13 protein-coding genes are annotated in these 15506 nt (G+C 41.4%); all 13 read right to left on the bottom strand.

Annotation, left to right across the window (positions count from 1 at the left end):
- Positions 1–3: 3 nt before the first annotated feature.
- Complete coding sequence (gene rplW, locus ACXAH9_RS02725; RefSeq protein ID WP_349564686.1) at positions 4–291, bottom strand: 50S ribosomal protein L23; 288 nt, start codon at positions 289–291, stop codon at positions 4–6.
- Between the two features lies 1 nt (position 292).
- Complete coding sequence (gene rplD / locus ACXAH9_RS02720; protein WP_349564688.1) at positions 293–919, bottom strand: 50S ribosomal protein L4; 627 nt, start codon at positions 917–919, stop codon at positions 293–295.
- 2 nt (positions 920–921) lie between these two features.
- Positions 922–1554, bottom strand: a complete 633-nt coding sequence (gene rplC, locus ACXAH9_RS02715; protein WP_349564690.1) for a 50S ribosomal protein L3 — start codon at positions 1552–1554, stop codon at positions 922–924.
- A 172-nt stretch (positions 1555–1726) separates the two neighbouring features.
- The gene (gene rpsJ, locus ACXAH9_RS02710) at positions 1727–2032 is read right to left on the bottom strand and encodes a 30S ribosomal protein S10 (RefSeq protein WP_349564692.1); all 306 of its coding nucleotides are present in this window, start codon (positions 2030–2032) and stop codon (positions 1727–1729) included.
- A gap of 10 nt (positions 2033–2042) precedes the next feature.
- Positions 2043–4151, bottom strand: coding sequence for an elongation factor G (gene fusA / locus ACXAH9_RS02705; RefSeq protein WP_474893339.1), 2109 nt, complete (start codon positions 4149–4151; stop codon positions 2043–2045).
- An 8-nt stretch (positions 4152–4159) separates the two neighbouring features.
- Entirely contained in the window at positions 4160–4627 is a 468-nt protein-coding gene (gene rpsG / locus ACXAH9_RS02700) for a 30S ribosomal protein S7 (protein ID WP_474893338.1), read from the bottom strand.
- 11 nt (positions 4628–4638) lie between these two features.
- Complete coding sequence (rpsL, locus tag ACXAH9_RS02695; protein WP_089356794.1) at positions 4639–5013, bottom strand: 30S ribosomal protein S12; 375 nt, start codon at positions 5011–5013, stop codon at positions 4639–4641.
- A 130-nt stretch (positions 5014–5143) separates the two neighbouring features.
- Positions 5144–5482 carry a DUF3467 domain-containing protein gene (locus ACXAH9_RS02690; RefSeq protein WP_349564698.1) on the bottom strand — a complete coding sequence of 113 codons (339 nt, stop codon included), beginning with the start codon at positions 5480–5482 and terminating at the stop codon, positions 5144–5146.
- A 6-nt stretch (positions 5483–5488) separates the two neighbouring features.
- On the bottom strand, positions 5489–9799 hold the full coding sequence (rpoC, locus tag ACXAH9_RS02685; protein ID WP_474893337.1) for a DNA-directed RNA polymerase subunit beta': 4311 nt from the start codon (positions 9797–9799) through the stop codon (positions 5489–5491).
- Between the two features lie 56 nt (positions 9800–9855).
- Entirely contained in the window at positions 9856–13725 is a 3870-nt protein-coding gene (rpoB, locus tag ACXAH9_RS02680) for a DNA-directed RNA polymerase subunit beta (protein ID WP_474893336.1), read from the bottom strand.
- Between the two features lie 131 nt (positions 13726–13856).
- Positions 13857–14240 (bottom strand): 50S ribosomal protein L7/L12, encoded by a 384-nt coding sequence (gene rplL, locus ACXAH9_RS02675; protein ID WP_474893335.1) that lies wholly within the window; start codon positions 14238–14240, stop codon positions 13857–13859.
- A gap of 31 nt (positions 14241–14271) precedes the next feature.
- Positions 14272–14802, bottom strand: a complete 531-nt coding sequence (rplJ, locus tag ACXAH9_RS02670) for a 50S ribosomal protein L10 (protein WP_474893334.1) — start codon at positions 14800–14802, stop codon at positions 14272–14274.
- Positions 14803–14804: 2 nt separating this feature from the next.
- Positions 14805–15506, bottom strand: coding sequence for a 50S ribosomal protein L1 (gene rplA, locus ACXAH9_RS02665; RefSeq protein ID WP_474893333.1), 702 nt, complete (start codon positions 15504–15506; stop codon positions 14805–14807).

Below are 15506 nucleotides of genomic sequence, written 5' to 3'. Positions count from 1 at the left end.
CTATTATATTCCGCTATAAAAATCGATTATATCACCCTCAGCCACCTGCACTATAGCCTTCTTGTAAGCTGGAGTTCGTCCTTCAATGATCCTCGATTTGGTATATCTTCTTTTCGATTTACCAGGCTGGATCATTGTATTTACAGATTCAACAGTAACACCGTAAGTTTTTTCAACTTCAGTCTTAATCTGAACCTTATTCGCATCCTTGGCAACTACGAATCCGTATTGCCCGTGCTCGTTTAGCGCGGATACTTTCTCAGTAACTAATGGTTTAATTAAAACTCCCATCTTAGTTAAATCTTTCTTTTAGTTGCTCAAGTGTACCTTCACACAGGATCAAACGCTCTGCATTGATCAAATCATAGGTATTCACTTCATCAACAGTTGAAACATGTGCTTTCTTAAGATTTCGGGAAGACAAGAAGATGTTCTTGTTTTTGTCGCTTACTAGCAACAATGACTTCTTGTCTGAAACCGAAAGGCTGTTAAGAAGGCTGATGAATTCTTTTGTTTTAGGCGCTTCGAAAGTGAAGTCTTCTAAAATCTGAATGGCTTTCTCTTTTGCTCTTGAAGAAAGTACTGACTTGCGAGCAAGTTTTCTTACTTTCTTATTCAGCTTAAAGCCATAATCTCTTTGTTTTGGCCCAAAGATGGTTCCTCCACCTCTGAAGATAGGAGACTTGATGCTACCTGCTCTTGCAGTACCTGTTCCCTTTTGCTTCTTAATCTTTCTGGTAGATCCAACGATCTCTCCTCGCTCTTTCGTCTTGGCATTACCATGCCTTTGATTTGCCAGATAGTTCTTTACATCAAGGTAGACAGCATGCTCATTCGGCTCAATGCCAAATATGCTTTTGTCCAGGCTGATCTCTCTACCTGTTTCCTCTCCTTTAATATTTAATACAGCTACCTTCATGATTACTTCTCAAGTATTACGAATGAATTTTTAGCTCCTGGAATTGCTCCTGATACAAGCACTAAGTTCTTTTCAGGATATACCTTCATGATTCGAAGGTTCAATACCTTCACACGATCTCCACCAGTTCTCCCAGCCATTCTAAGGCCTTTGAAAACTCTTGATGGGAATGAAGCTGCACCAATTGAACCTGGCGCTCTCATTCTATTATGCTGACCGTGAGTTGCTTGTCCAACACCACCAAAACCGTGTCTTTTTACAACTCCCTGGAAACCTTTTCCTTTCGATGTACCAATCGCATCAACAAAGTCCTGCTCATTGAATACATCTTCTATTTTGATTTCATTTCCAAGCTTCACCTTATCCTCAAACTCTTCTCTGAAATCTCTGAATTCTACCACCTTCACTTTCGGAGTAGTCTTTGCCTTAGCAAAATGTCCCTGAAGTGCTTTAGGTGTGTTTTTTTCTTTCCGCTCCCCATAAGCCAACTGCACAGCTTTGTAACCGTCGGTCTCTTCGTTCTTAACTTGAGTCACGACGCAAGGACCAGCTTCAACAAGGGTACAAGCGATGCTTTTACCGTTCTCGTCGAAGACACTTGTCATTCCTACTTTCCTTCCTATTAAACCAGGCATTTTCTACTCGTTTATATCTTTTAATTACCCTCTCAGGCAAACTTTTCGTGAAAAGGACTGCAAAGATAGCAAATCCATATGCCGAACAAAAACTTTGCTCGGTTATTTTTTAGACAAAAAAAGAACCAATCGATAAAGACCAATTGGTTCTCTTTTCCGGCTTAAAACCGAGTTATACTTTAATCTCAACGTCTACTCCACTCGGAAGCTCAAGCTTCATAAGTGCGTCAACCGTCTTCGCACTGTTGCTGTAGATATCTACCAGTCTTTTGTATGTGCAAAGCTGAAATTGATCTCTAGCCTTTTTGTTCACGTGAGGTGACTTAAGGACAGTGAATTTTTCCTTAACTGTTGGAAGTGGAATCGGCCCACTAACAACGGCTCCTGTGGTCTTCACCGCTCGAACAATTTTCTCAGAAGACTTGTCAACCAAGTTGTGGTCGTAAGACTTAAGTTTTATTCTAATTTTTTGATTCATGATCTAATCTTTAAACGTTGGCTGTGCCTTTTACTTCCGCAATAACTCCTTCTGCGATATTTTTAGGCACTTGATCGTAGTGCGAGAATGTCAATGAAGCAGTAGCTCTACCTGAAGAGTTTGTTCTCAGGTCGGTCACATATCCAAATAGTTCGGATAATGGCACATCTGCTTTCACAACTGTAGAGGTCCCTCTCGTATCCATTCCTTTCATCATTCCTCTTCGCTTATTCAAGTCACCAGTAATTGTACCCGTATATTCATCCGGAGTAACAACTTCAACTGCCATAATAGGCTCCAGAATTACCGGATTACATTTCTGAGCAGCAGATTTAAATCCAGCTCGAGCGGCAAGTTCGAATGATAGTGAATCTGAATCCACATCGTGGAATGATCCGTGATACAATCTCACTTTCATATTATCGATAGGATATCCTGCAAGAGGACCATTTACCATGGCTTGCTCAAACCCTTTCTGGATAGCTGGGATAAATTCTTTCGGAATTACACCACCAACAATTTCATTCACAAACTGTAGTCCACCTTGTTCGTAATCTTCATCTTTTGGTCCGATCTCGAATACTATATCAGCAAACTTACCTCGTCCACCAGACTGTTTCTTATAAACTTCTTTATGCTCAACAGAAGATGTGATAGCTTCTTTATAAGCCACCTGAGGAGCTCCCTGGTTAATCTCTACTTTAAATTCTCTCTTCAATCGATCGATGATGATATCCAAGTGAAGCTCACCCATACCTTTAAGGATGGTCTGACCTGTTTCGTGGTTAGTCTCTACCTGTAGTGTTGGATCTTCCTCAACTAACTTACCGATAGCTACTCCCAATTTATCAACATCTGCCTGAGCTTTCGGCTCAATAGCATAACCGATTACCGGATCAGGGAAGACCATAGATTCTAATACAATCTTCGCTTTTTCGTTACAAAGCGTGTCACCTGTTTTTATATCTTTAAATCCTACTACTGCTCCGATATCTCCACAATGCAGTTGATCAATTTGATTCTGCTTGTTGGCATGCATTTGGAAGATACGTGAAATTCGTTCCTTCTTATTCGTTCGTGTATTGAATACATAAGAACCTGAATCCAATGTTCCAGAATAAGAACGCACAAAGCACAGTCGACCAACGAATGGGTCAGTTGCAATTTTAAATGCTAATGCTGCAAACGGATCTTCAGGTGAAGGCTTTCTGGAAGTTTTTTCTTCCGTATCAGGATTTGTTCCTGTAATGCTATCTCTATCTAGAGGAGATGGAAGTAATTCCATCACATAGTTCAATAGTGTCTGTACACCTTTGTTTTTAAAGGCAGATCCACACAACATTGGAACAAAAGCTAAGTCAATAGTAGCAGCTCGAAGTGCAGCTACAATCTCATCTCTTGTGATGCTTTCTGGATCTTCAAAATATTTTTCCATCAGTGCCTCATCGTATTCAGCAACTGACTCTACCAAATGCTCACGATATTCGTCAACATCTGCTTGCATTTCTGCTGGAATTTCTACCTCTTCGAAGGTCATTCCCATATCTTCCTCATTCCAGATATATGCTTTATTCTCTACAAGGTCTACTACACCTTTAAAATTCTCTTCTGCACCGATTGGCAACTGAAGTGGTACTGCTTTTGTACCCAGCATTTCTTTTACTTGCTTACAAACTTTTAGGAAGTCTGCACCAGCACGATCCATTTTATTCACGAATCCGATTCGAGCTACTTTATAGTTGTCAGCAAGTCTCCAGTTTGTTTCAGACTGAGGCTCAACACCGTCTACTGCACTGAAAAGGAACACAAGACCATCTAATACACGAAGTGATCTGTTTACCTCTACAGTAAAGTCAACGTGTCCCGGCGTATCAATAATGTTGATGTGGTAATCGTCTCCTTTGTATTTCCAGAATACGGTAGTTGCAGCTGATGTAATGGTAATTCCTCTTTCCTGCTCCTGCTCCATCCAGTCCATCTCAGCACCACCATCGTGTACTTCACCAATTTTGTGTTTTACACCCGCGTAATAAAGAATACGCTCGGTAGTGGTGGTTTTTCCGGCATCAATGTGTGCTGCGATACCGATATTTCTTGTAAGTCTTAAGTCTCTAGCCATTTTAGTTCTTAGAATCTGAAGTGTGAGAATGCTTTATTAGCTTCAGCCATTCTGTGCATTTCGTCTTTTTTCTTCACAGCGGCTCCTTCACCTTTTGATGCGGCAATAATTTCATTTGCAAGTCTGTCTTGCATTGTTTTTTCGCCTCTTAGTCTAGCGTATTTGATCATCCATTTGATACCAAGAGCGATTTTTCTGTCAGGACGAACTTCGATTGGTACCTGAAAGTTGGCACCACCTACTCTTCTGGCTTTTACTTCAACAGACGGCATAATATTACTAAGTGCCGTTTTCCAAGTTTCAAGACCGTTTTCACCTGTTTTTTCTTCTACTTGATTGATTGCATTGTAGAAGATATTGTAAGAGATACTTTTCTTACCATCCAACATAAGGTTGTTCACAAACTTGGTTACAAGTGTGTCCTGATAAATAGGATCAGGAAGGATGTATCTCTTTTTTGGTTTTGCTTTTCTCATTTCTCCTGAAATTATTTTTTAGGTCGCTTCGCGCCGTATTTAGATCTTCTTTGTAGACGTCCGTTTACACCAGCAGTATCCAACGCACCTCTAATGATGTGATACCTTACACCTGGAAGGTCTTTTACTCTTCCTCCTCTAATCAACACGATTGAGTGTTCCTGAAGATTGTGTCCTTCTCCCGGGATGTAAGCATTTACTTCTTTTCCATTGGTAAGCCTTACCCTTGCTACTTTTCTCATTGCTGAGTTTGGTTTCTTGGGAGTAGTGGTGTACACACGAGTACATACTCCTCTTCTCTGTGGACAAGAGTCCAATGCTGGGGATTTAGACTTTGAAGTCAGCTTTTTTCTACCCTTCCTTACTAATTGTTGTATAGTTGGCATACGCTATAATTTCTAATCGTCCCAAAATTTTGGGAACGCAAAGATAGATATATTGAGATTATATCAAAAAGTTAAAACATTAATTAACTGGAATATTCCGGAAATATTTATTCGTAATACTGGAAGCATCTTATGCTTCACCCATTGTTCCTCCAAAATTCATCGGAAATTTTGGTGTTTCTTCACTCTGTTTTACTTCACCAAAAGTTGCCTCATACTTTTGAATATTGTCCTGCAGGGCATTAAGCAAACGTTTTGCGTGCTCTGGAGTGACCACAATACGTGACTTTACTTTGGCTTTTGGAACACCAGGCATCAGTCGAATGAAGTCGATGACAAATTCGCTACTGGAATGTGCGATCATTGCCAGATTTGCATAGACGCCCTCGGCAATTTCTTCCGAGAGCTCTATGTTAATCTGATTATTGTTTGGATTTTTATCGTCTTTCTTTTTCTGATCGTCGCTCATAAAACCCTAGGCTTCTTCTACCTCTTTAGATTCGAACTCCTCTTTAGAAGCAACCAGCTTTTCGTATTCCTCCTGAGAGTTAACGATGTATTTCTGATGCTTTCTAATTCCTGTTCCAGCAGGGATCAAATGACCTACGATCACATTTTCCTTAAGACCAATCAATGTATCTGCTTTTCCTTTGATGGAAGCTTCACTCAATACTTTGGTAGTCTCCTGGAATGATGCTGCAGAAATGAAGCTCTCTGTTCCAAGTGATGCCTGAGTAATACCCTGAAGTGTCGGCTTACCTGTGGCTGGTTCCGCATCACGCGTTAACATTGGCTTCAAGTCTCTTCGCTTCAAGCTAGACACCTCATCACGTAAGCTTCTAGCGTCTATGATTTGTCCTGCCTTGTAGTTTGAAGAATCTCCCGGATCCACGACTACTTTCTTATCAAGGATGTTGTCGTTTTCCTCCATGAAGGCGAAACGATCAGCCAATTGATTAGTTAGGAACATGGTATCTCCCGGATTCTCGATTACTACCTTCTGCATCATCTGACGTACGATTGCTTCGATGTGCTTATCGTTGATCTTCACACCCTGCAGTCGATATACTTCTTGAATTTCATTCACTAAGTATTCCTGAACAGCAGTAGGTCCTTTGATTTTCAGGATATCTGCAGGAGTGATTGCACCATCTGAAAGTGCATCACCTGCACGTACATAATCATTATCCTGAACAAGTATGTGCTTAGACAGTGGCACCATGTAACGCTTCTTCACCCCATCTTTCGATTCGATGTAAATTTCTCTGTTACCACGTTTGATTCCACCGTACTCTACCACACCATCAATCTCACTTACTACAGCTGGGTTAGATGGGTTTCTTGCCTCAAATAGCTCAGTTACTCGTGGAAGACCTCCGGTAATGTCTCTTGACTTACCAGTTTTTCGAGGAATCTTCGCTAGTACCTGACCCGGCTTGATTTTATCTCCTTCTTCTACAGCTAAGTGAGCTCCTACCGGAATGTTGTAAGCTTTCTCTGTTGAGCCATCTTTTCCAACAATCTCAATTGCAGGGTTCTTAGTTTTATCTTTCGTATCGATGATTACTTTCTCTCTGTGACCAGTCTGCTCATCAGATTCTTCTTTGAAAGTAACACCTTCAATAATTGAATCAAACGACGCAGTTCCGTCAAATTCGGACATAATCACCGCATTGTATGGATCCCAGAAACATAGCTCATCGCCTTTCGCCACTTTACCACCGTCTTTCACCTTAAGGATTGCTCCGTAAGGCACGTGGTTAGAGATCAATACTTTTTCTTTTTTAGCATCGAGGATCTTAATCTCTCCAGATCGACCCATCACTACTTCGATTTTATTCCCTTCATCATCTGTTGACTTCACTGTTCTCAGCTCGTCAAACTCAACAACTCCATCGAATTTCGCTTTTATGTTGGCATCAACAGCAATGTTTGAAGCGGTACCTCCAACGTGGAATGTTCTCAATGTAAGCTGTGTGCCTGGCTCACCAATTGACTGAGCAGCGATCACACCAACAGACTCTCCAACGTGAGACATCTTACCAGTTGATAGGTTTCGTCCGTAGCACTTAGCACAAACTCCCTGACGAGTTTCGCAAGTCAATACTGATCTGATCTCCACTTCTTCGATGCTTGACTGGTCAATGTAGTCAGAGATCTCTTCAGTGAATTCAGCTCCAGACTCTATGATAAGCTCATCTGTAATCGGATCATAAATATCATGAACAGATACACGTCCAAGAATTCGTTCTGAAAGTGCTTCTACCACTTCTTCGTTATCCTTCAATGCAGAAACAGAAAGACCTCTTAATGTTCCACAATCATCTTCATTGATTACTACATCCTGAGCCACATCAACCAAACGTCTTGTCAAGTAACCCGCATCCGCAGTTTTCAATGCTGTATCTGCAAGTCCTTTTCTCGCACCGTGTGTAGAGATAAAGTACTCAATTACATCTAGTCCTTCCTTAAAGTTTGAAAGGATTGGGTTTTCAATAATCTCACCAACTGATCCCTGAAGATTCTTCTGTGGCTTAGCCATCAATCCTCTCATTCCTCCAAGCTGACGAATCTGCTCTCTCGATCCCCTTGCACCAGAGTGCATCATCATGTAGATCGAGTTGAATCCCTGATCATCTTCTTCCATCTGCTTCATCAGCGAGTTGGTCAGCATGGTGTTCGTTCTGGTCCAGATATCAATCACCTGGTTGTAACGCTCATTGTCTGTGATCAGACCCATGAGGTAGTTTTGCCATACAGCATCCACCTCTTCTTTAGCCTGAGCTACCAACTTATCTTTTTCTTCCGGAATGTTGATGTTATCAAGACCCATAGAAAGACCTCCTTTATAAGCCATCTTAAATCCAAGATCTTTGATATCATCAAGGAAGTGAGCTGTTCTGGCCATTCCTACAATCTTGAAGACATTAGAGATGATCTTCTGAAGCTTCTTCTTGGTAAGTAGTTCGTTAACGAATCCAACCTCTTCTGGTACAGACTCATTAAATAGTACTCTACCTGCTACAGTTTCAATAATCTTAGTCTCAAGCTCACCTTTCTCGTTTCGAACCTTCGTTCTTACTTTGATATAAGCATGCTGAGAAATTTGCTTTTCGTTCAACGCAATGATTACCTCTTCGTGGGAGTAGAAAATCTTGCCTTCTCCAGCTACTTTTTCTTTCTCCGTGCTTCTTCGGCCTTTAGTAATGTAGTAAAGACCCAATACCATATCCTGAGAAGGTACCGCAATTGGTGCTCCGTTCGCAGGATTCAAAATATTATGAGAAGAAAGCATTAGAAGTGAAGCTTCCAAAATTGCTTCATGCCCTAGAGGAACGTGTACTGCCATCTGGTCACCGTCAAAGTCGGCGTTGAATGCAGTACATGCCAATGGGTGAAGCTGGATCGCTTTACCTTCAATTAGTTTTGGCTGGAATGCCTGAATACCTAATCTGTGAAGTGTAGGCGCCCTGTTTAGTAGTACCGGGTGTCCTTTCAATACATTTTCAAGGATATCCCAAACAACAGGATCTTTCCTATCTACAATCTTCTTCGCAGATTTAACGGTCTTAACGATTCCACGCTCGATCAACTTTCTGATGATGAATGGCTTGAATAGCTCAGCTGCCATGTTTTTAGGCAACCCGCACTCATGCATTTTCAACTCCGGCCCTACCACGATTACTGATCGACCAGAATAGTCAACCCTTTTACCCAATAGGTTTTGACGGAATCGACCCTGCTTACCTTTAAGCATATCACTCAAAGATTTCAAGGCTCTGTTACCATCAGATCGTACAGCGTTTACTTTTCTTGAGTTATCGAAAAGTGAATCAACTGCTTCCTGAAGCATTCTCTTCTCATTTCGAAGGATTACTTCCGGAGCTTTAATATCTATTAGTCTTTTCAGACGATTGTTTCTGATAATTACTCTTCTGTACAGGTCGTTCAGGTCAGAAGTAGCAAATCGACCCCCATCCAATGGCACTAATGGACGTAATTCAGGTGGAATTACCGGTACCATTTTCACAATCATCCACTCAGGCTTGTTTTCAATTCGAGTTTTGGCATCTCTGAATGCCTCTACTACTCTAAGCCTTTTAAGCGCTTCTGCTTTTCTCTGCTGAGAAGTATCTGTAGCCGCCTGATGGCGAAGCTCATAAGAAAGCTCATCTAGTTGGGTTCTAGCAAGAAGCATTTCTAACGCTTCAGCTCCCATTTTCGCAATGAACTTATTAGGGTCATCATCCTCCAGCATCTGGTTTTCTCTTGGAAGCTTATCCAGAATATCCAGGTATTCTTCCTCAGTGAGAAAGTCTAGCTTGGAAATACCGTCTTCCTCCTTAACACCCGGCTGGATTACGATATATCGTTCGTAATAAATAATCTGATCCAGCTTCTTGGTTGGAATTCCAAGAAGATATCCGATCTTATTCGGCAAAGATTTGAAGTACCAAATGTGTGCAACTGGTACTACCAACTCAATGTGACCCATCCTTTCTCTACGGACCTTCTTCTCCGTCACTTCAACACCACATCGATCACAAATAATGCCTTTGTATCGGATTCTTTTGTATTTTCCACAGTGACACTCCCAGTCCTTCACCGGGCCAAAAATTCGCTCACAGAACAACCCACCCATTTCAGGTTTGTATGTTCTATAGTTGATTGTTTCCGGCTGGGTTACTTCACCATGCGAGCTTTCCAGGATTGATTCCGGAGACGCAAGACTAATCGTAACCTTAGAGAAGTCGTTGTGGATTTTTTTGTTTTTTCTGAACGCCATGTTGTATATCAATAAACTCCCGACGTTTCAGCCGGGATATAATTGTCAATAATTAATTAGTCCAAAGTAATTTCCAGAGCCAATCCTCTCAATTCATGTATTAATACATTGAATGATTCAGGAATGTTCGGCTTATTCATGTTCTCGCCTTTCACGATCGCTTCATAAGCTTTTGCTCTACCTATTACATCGTCGGATTTGATGGTTAGGATTTCCTGAAGCACATTGGCTGCACCAAATGCCTCCAATGCCCAAACCTCCATCTCACCGAAACGCTGACCTCCAAACTGTGCCTTACCACCAAGCGGCTGCTGAGTAATAAGTGAGTATGGACCAATGCTCCTTGCGTGCATCTTGTCATCTACCAGGTGACCCAGTTTCAGCATGTAAATCACACCAACAGTCACCGGCTGATCAAAACGCTCGCCAGTCAATCCATCGTACAGGTATGTTCTACCGAAATCTGGTAGTCCAGCCTCTTTCAATTCTTTCTGAACTTCTTCTTCAGAAGCACCATCGAAAATTGGAGTAGCATATTTTCTACCCAGCTTCAATCCGGCCCATCCAAGAACGGTCTCATAAATCTGACCTATGTTCATCCGTGATGGTACACCTAGCGGGTTCAGTACGATATCTACCGGAGTTCCATCTTCCATGAATGGCATATCCTCTTCACGTACAATCTTCGCCACAACCCCTTTGTTACCGTGACGTCCTGCCATTTTATCACCTACCTGAAGTTTACGTTTCTTAGCCACATAAACCTTAGCAAGCTGTACGATTCCTGCAGGAAGTTCGTCACCTACCTCAAGAGTAAATCTTTCTCTCTTGAACTTACCTGAGATATCATTTCTGTAACCAATATAATTCTTCACAAGCTTGAATACCAGCTCATTCGTCTTATTATCAGTCACCCAATTTTCAATGATCAGGTCAGAGATCAAGTTCGCCTCTTCTGGCACATTATAGTTACTCTCGTCTCTGTACTTATTCTTAGGAGGGAACAAATTCGCTTCGATATTCTTCTTAGTGAACTTTACACCCTTGCTCATCACTTCTTCACCAAACTTATGTTTGATTCCCTGACAAGTTTTGCCTTCCAGAAGGTTCGCAAGCTTATCGATCATCGTAGCTCTGGCCTCAGAAAGTTGCTGGCTATATCTGTTCTTAAGTAGCTCAACTTCTTTCTTCGCTCTAGCTCTTACATCTTTATCTTTCTTCGGTCTTGAAAAAAGCTTGGTATCGATAACCACACCTCTAAGTGAAGGAGACGCTTTCAATGAAGCATCTTTTACGTCACCCGCTTTATCTCCGAAGATTGCTCTAAGAAGTTTCTCCTCCGGTGTTGGATCAGATTCTCCTTTTGGAGTGATCTTACCAATTAGTATGTCCCCTTCTTTGATCTCTGCACCTGTTCGGATGATTCCGTTTTCGTCAAGGTTTTTAACGGCCTCTTCTGAAACGTTAGGTATCTCACTGGTTAGTTCCTCTTCTCCTCGTTTCGTATCTCTTACTTCAAGCTCGAATTCATCAATGTGAATGGAAGTGAAGATGTCTTCTCTTACCACTCGTTCTGAAATTACAATCGCATCCTCGAAGTTGTATCCTTGCCATGGCATGAATGCCACTTGCATGTTGATACCTAGTGCAAGCTCTCCCTTCTCTGTCGCGAAACCATCACAAAGTGCCTGTCCCTTCTTCACCTTGTCACCTTTCTTTACGATTGGCTTCAGGTTGATGCAAGTGTCCTGGTTAGTTCTTCTGAACTTCACAAGATCATAAGTTACTTCTGAATCATTGAATGTGACGATTTGCTCATCAGAATCAAGATCATACTTCACAGTGATCTTATTTGCATCAACGTACTCAATCACTCCATCTCTCTCTGCTCTAATTAATGCTCTTGAATCAAGCGCTACTCTCTCTTCAAGACCAGTACCCACGATAGGTGCCTGTGGTCTCATCAAAGGAACTGCTTGACGCTGCATATTCGATCCCATCAACGCCCTGTTCGCATCATCATGCTCTAGAAATGGAATCATAGATGCTGCCACCGATACGATTTGGTTTGGAGCTACATCCATGTAGCTTACTTCCTCTTCATTACAAAGCGGGAAGTCACCCTCAAATCGAGCTTTAATTTTATCATTAAGGAATTTACCCTTATCAGACAGTGGTGCATTTGCCTGAGCAATATTATGTGTATCTTCTTCTTCTGCAGTTAGATACTTCACATTACCAGACATGTCTACCGTGCCCTTATTCACCTCTCTATATGGTGTCTCAATGAATCCCATTTGATTCACTTTTGCATGAACACATAGAGAAGAAATCAATCCAATGTTTGGACCCTCTGGCGTCTCGATAGTACACAACCTACCATAGTGAGTATAGTGAACATCTCGCACCTCGAAACCTGCTCTTTCTCGCGAAAGACCACCAGGCCCAAGTGCTGACATTCTTCTTTTGTGTGTTACCTCAGCAAGCGGATTCGTTTGATCCATAAACTGAGATAGCTGGTTGGTCCCAAAGAATGAATTGATTACGGAAGACAGTGTTCTCGCGTTGATCAAATCAACCGGCTTGAAATCTTCATTGTCTCGGACGTTCATTCGCTCTCTGATGGTTCTGGCCATTCTAGCCAGGCCAACACCGAATTGAGAATAAAGCTGCTCGCCTACTGTTCGTACCCTTCTATTACTCAGGTGATCAATATCATCAACTACCGCTTTACTGTTGATCAAACCGATCAGGTATTTCACTATAAGGATTATATCCTCAGTTGTCAATACTCTGCGGTCCCAATCGGTATCAATACCTAGTTTCTTGTTGATTCTGTATCGTCCTACTTCTCCAAGATCGTATCTCTTATCTGAGAAGAATAAGCTTGTGATAATATCACGCGCAGTTTGTTCGTCAGGAGCCTCCGTATTTCTCAATTGACGATATATCTGCTCAACAGCCTCTTTCTCAGAGTTTGAGTTATCTTTTTGAAGTGTGTTGTATACGATTGAATATTCAGCAATATTCACATCCTTTCTATGGATGATGACAGACTTAGCGCCTGAATCGATGATGGTTTGAATATCATCTTCTGTGATAATGCTATCACGCTCAAGAACCACTTCGTTTCTGTCAATCGAAACAACCTCACCGGTATCTTCATCCACGAAATCCTCAGTCCAGGTTCTAAGGACTCTAGCTGCAAGTCTTCGATCGATTACTTTCTTAAGCTCTTTTTCAGTTGCTTCGATTTCTTCTGAAAGACCAAACAGATCCAGAATTTCTTTATCTGATCCGTATCCAATCGATCTTAAAAGCGTTGTAATCGGGAATTTTTTCTTACGATCGATATATGCGTACATCACGTTGTTAACGTCTGTTGCAAATTCAATCCATGATCCTTTGAAAGGAATAATTCTGGCACTGTATAGCAGTGTACCGTTGGTGTGCTTGCTTTGCGCAAAGAATACCCCCGGTGATCTGTGAAGCTGTGATACGATCACACGCTCAGCACCATTAATTACGAACGAGCCTTTCTCGGTCATGTATGGGATATTTCCCAAGAACACTTCCTGCTCGATCGTTTCAAAATCTTCATTCTCTTCGTCATTACATAGAAGACGAAGTTTTGCTTTTAGTGGAACCGAATAGGTCAATCCTCTTTCGATGCATTCCTGTATGCTGTATTTTGGAGGATCTACTGTATAGTCCACGAACTCCAATACGAAATTCTCTCTGGAATCCGTGATTGGGAAGTTTTCCATAAACACCTTGTAAAGGCCTTCACCTTCTTTGTGTTCAGCAGGTGTGTCTAATTGGAAAAAATCAACAAATGACTTTAATTGTACATCCAGAAAATCCGGATAATCAATAACTGATTTTATTGAGGAGAAATTGATTCTCGCGTTATTGTTGTTAGCCAAAGCTTACGGAGTTTTAGTTTATAAAAATTATAAGGACGATTAGCATCACATACAAACAGGAAAAGACCTGATCCCTGATCCCGAAACTTACGGGAGGGAGCCAGGCCTAAACCTTCAGTATTATGTGCTAATTACTTTAATTCTACTTCAGCACCAGCCTCTTCAAGCTGCTTTTGTAATGCTTCAGCTTCGTCCTTAGCGATTCCTTCTTTTACTGGCTTAGGAGCACCATCTACAAGCTCTTTTGCTTCTTTAAGGCCTAGTCCAGTAAGTTCTTTCACCAACTTAACGATAGCAAGTTTTGCACCGCCTGGAGACTTAAGGATCACGTCGAAAGAAGATTTCTCTTCTCCACCGCCATCGCCTTCAGCTCCACCGCCACCAGCAACCATAACTGGTCCTGCAGCTGCAGCAGGCTCAATGCCATACTCGTCTTTAAGTATTTCAGCTAGTTCGTTTACCTCTTTTACTGAAAGGTTAACTAATTGCTCTGCAAATTCTTTTAAATCCGCCATTTTATTAAGTGTTAATTCTGTTTAAAAATTTTTAATTCTCTCTTTCTGAAAGTGTTTTAACAATACCAGCAAGTTTGTGCTCTCCACTCTGAAGGAGTGTAAGAACATTCTTAGCAGGCGATTGCAATAGTGTGATGATTTCTCCAATAAGCTCTTGCTTAGATTTCAAGCTAGCAAGTGCGCTTAGTTGGTCTTCACCAATAAATAAATCCGAGTCTATGGAAGCAGCCTTGAATTTCGGTCTTTCCTGAGGATCTTCTTTTTTGAAGTCCTTGATAATCTTCGCAGGAGCATTAGCGACTTCATTTACGAACATGACGCCAGAGGTACCCTTCAACACTTCATCTAATGACGAAAAATCTCCATCTACATTCTCCAGGGCCTTCTTGATAAGCGTGTTTTTAACCAGCTTATACTCTACTCCTTTATTGAAGCACATTTCTCTGAACTTATTAATCTCAGCTACTGTGAGACCTGAAGTGTCAGCTATATAGAAATGATCTGATTCCTTAAACTTTTCAGTAAGGTCACTTATTAATTGTGCTTTGTCTTCTCGTGTCATAACTATTTAATGCTCGCTATGCTACTTTTATCAATTGCTATTCCACTACTCATTGTACTTGAGAGTGTGATCGACCTGAAGTATGCTCCTTTAGCAGAAGCAGGCTTCAATTTGTTAACGGTCTGAATCATTTCGATTACGTTTTCCTTAATCTTATCAGCGTCGAAAGACACTTTTCCCACACTTGTGTGGATGATTCCAAACTTGTCAACTTTGAAGTCGATTTTACCAGCTTTCACTTCTTTTACTGCCTGTCCGATATCCATAGTCACTGTTCCAGACTTTGGATTAGGCATCAAACCTCTAGGTCCTAAAACCCGTCCGAGTTTACCTACTTGTGCCATTACTGTTGGCATAGTGATAATTACATCAATGTCTGTCCAACCTCCTTCGATCTTCTTCACGTAATCATCCAAACCAACATGATCAGCACCAGCATCTTTTGCTTCTTGCTCTTTATCAGGCGTGCATAGCACCAATACTCTCACATCTTTACCTACTCCATGAGGGAGAGATACTACTCCACGAACCATTTGGTCAGCTTTCTTCGGGTCAACACCCAATCGGATGTCAACATCTACAGAAGCATCAAACTTTTCGAAGGAAATCTCTTTCACAAGCTTCGAAGCTTCTTCCAAAGAATACTCTTTACCAACCTCTAAGAGTTCCTGAGCTTTCTTTTGATTTTTTGTAAGCTTTCCCAT

This window comes from Ekhidna sp. ABH4_415 (genome assembly GCF_056161305.1).
The sequence above is the reverse complement of the archived record's forward strand: the minus strand, read 5'-3'. Positions and strand labels throughout refer to the sequence as shown.

Excerpts from the sequence above, each read along its gene's own strand:
- rplW (WP_349564686.1), bottom strand. The coding sequence starts at position 291 with ATGGGAGTTTTAATTAAACCATTAGTTACTGAGAAAGTATCCGCGCTA.
- rplD (WP_349564688.1), bottom strand. The coding sequence starts at position 919 with ATGAAGGTAGCTGTATTAAATATTAAAGGAGAGGAAACAGGTAGAGAG.
- rplC (WP_349564690.1), bottom strand. The coding sequence starts at position 1,554 with ATGCCTGGTTTAATAGGAAGGAAAGTAGGAATGACAAGTGTCTTCGAC.
- rpsJ (WP_349564692.1), bottom strand. The coding sequence starts at position 2,032 with ATGAATCAAAAAATTAGAATAAAACTTAAGTCTTACGACCACAACTTG.
- fusA (WP_474893339.1), bottom strand. The coding sequence starts at position 4,151 with ATGGCTAGAGACTTAAGACTTACAAGAAATATCGGTATCGCAGCACAC.
- rpsG (WP_474893338.1), bottom strand. The coding sequence starts at position 4,627 with ATGAGAAAAGCAAAACCAAAAAAGAGATACATCCTTCCTGATCCTATT.
- rpsL (WP_089356794.1), bottom strand. The coding sequence starts at position 5,013 with ATGCCAACTATACAACAATTAGTAAGGAAGGGTAGAAAAAAGCTGACT.
- ACXAH9_RS02690 (WP_349564698.1), bottom strand. The coding sequence starts at position 5,482 with ATGAGCGACGATCAGAAAAAGAAAGACGATAAAAATCCAAACAATAAT.
- rpoC (WP_474893337.1), bottom strand. The coding sequence starts at position 9,799 with ATGGCGTTCAGAAAAAACAAAAAAATCCACAACGACTTCTCTAAGGTT.
- rplL (WP_474893335.1), bottom strand. The coding sequence starts at position 14,240 with ATGGCGGATTTAAAAGAATTTGCAGAGCAATTAGTTAACCTTTCAGTA.
- rplJ (WP_474893334.1), bottom strand. The coding sequence starts at position 14,802 with ATGACACGAGAAGACAAAGCACAATTAATAAGTGACCTTACTGAAAAG.
- rplA (WP_474893333.1), bottom strand. The coding sequence starts at position 15,506 with ATGGGAAAGCTTACAAAAAATCAAAAGAAAGCTCAGGAACTCTTAGAG.